This is a genomic window from Nocardioides pelophilus, assembly GCF_014180685.1.
Lineage (GTDB): Bacteria > Actinomycetota > Actinomycetes > Propionibacteriales > Nocardioidaceae > Nocardioides > Nocardioides pelophilus.
The window spans coordinates 1-1,241 of the sequence record NZ_JACEHF010000312.1; the positions used below are offsets into that span (position 1 = coordinate 1).

Consider the following 1,241-nt stretch of genomic DNA (forward strand, 5'->3'; position numbering starts at 1 on the left):
CGGCAGCGAGCGCTCCGGGCCGCTGGCGGCCTCGGCCGACCTGTTCACCGGGCGACCGTGGGCGATCTGCCGGCACGACGGTGTCGCAGCGGTCTCGGTCCGCCGGGTCGCGGCCCTGGTCGAGGTCTGCGGCGCGGTCCCGGTCCTGCTGACGCCGGCCGAGCACGACAAGGCCGTCGCGCGCACCTCGCACGTCCCGCACCTGCTGGCCTCCCTCGTCGCCGGCACCCTCGCGGGAGCGGCACCCGAGCACCTCGCGCTCACCGGCCAGGGGATCCGGGACGTGACCCGGGTCGCGGGCGGCGACCCGGCGCTCTACAGCCAGATCATCGGCGGCAACCGGGATGCCGTCGCCGGCCTGCTGCGCGAGGTCCGCGACCGGCTCGACCTGGCCCTCGAGGCCGTGGCGGACGGTGACCGGGTGGGCCTGGAGTCCCTGCTCGCACACGGGGTCGCCGGCACCCGCGCGATCCCCGGGAAGCACGGCGGACCGCTGCAGGCGGTGTCTGCCGTGCACGTCGCCGTCCCCGACCATCCGGGCGAGCTGGCCCGGCTCTTTGCCGACGTCGGCAAGAGCGGCGTCAACATCGAGGACGTCCGGATCGACCACGACCCGGGTCGCCCGGTCGGGCTGGTCGAGCTCGACGTCGCGGAGGGGCGCGCGGACAAGCTGCTCGCTGCCTTGGAATCTCGGGGTTGGGTGACTCACCGGTAGGATCGTGGCCTGTGAACGCAGGTGATCTCAGCTCGCTCGTGGTAGCCGTCGACGGTACGTCGGGCTCCGGCAAGTCGAGCACCTGCCGGGCCGTCGCCGAGCGGCTGGGTCTGCGCTACCTCGACACCGGCGCGATGTACCGCGCAGTGACCTGGTGGATGCTGCTGCACGACATCGACGTCCACGACGCCGACGCGGTGACGGCGTACGCCGGGGCCCCTCGACTGGTGTCCGGCACCGATCCTCGGCACCCCACGATCACCCTCGACGGCACCGACGTGAGCGTCGAGATCCGCAGCGACGCCGTCAACGCGGCCGTGTCGCCGGTCAGTGCGGTGCCAGCCGTCCGCGAGCGCCTGGTCGAGGAGCAGCGGTCGATCATCGCCCCTCCGGGTCGGCAGGCAGGCGGCATCGTCGTCGAGGGCCGCGACATCGGCTCGGTGGTCTGGCCGGAGGCCGGCCTCAAGGTCTACCTCACCGCCGACCCGGCTGCGCGCGCCGCGCGCCGCGCGGCGGAGGCCGGCAC

2 protein-coding genes are annotated in these 1,241 nt (G+C 74.3%); both read left to right on the forward strand.

What is annotated here, in order from left to right:
• On the forward strand, positions 1-715 hold a 715-nt coding region (locus H0488_RS23310; RefSeq protein ID WP_183101543.1), incomplete at its 5' end, for a prephenate dehydrogenase dimerization domain-containing protein.
• Between the two features lie 11 nt (positions 716-726).
• Positions 727-1,241 (forward strand): (d)CMP kinase (cmk, locus tag H0488_RS23315; RefSeq protein ID WP_312856503.1); only part of this gene is annotated, 515 nt, incomplete at its 3' end.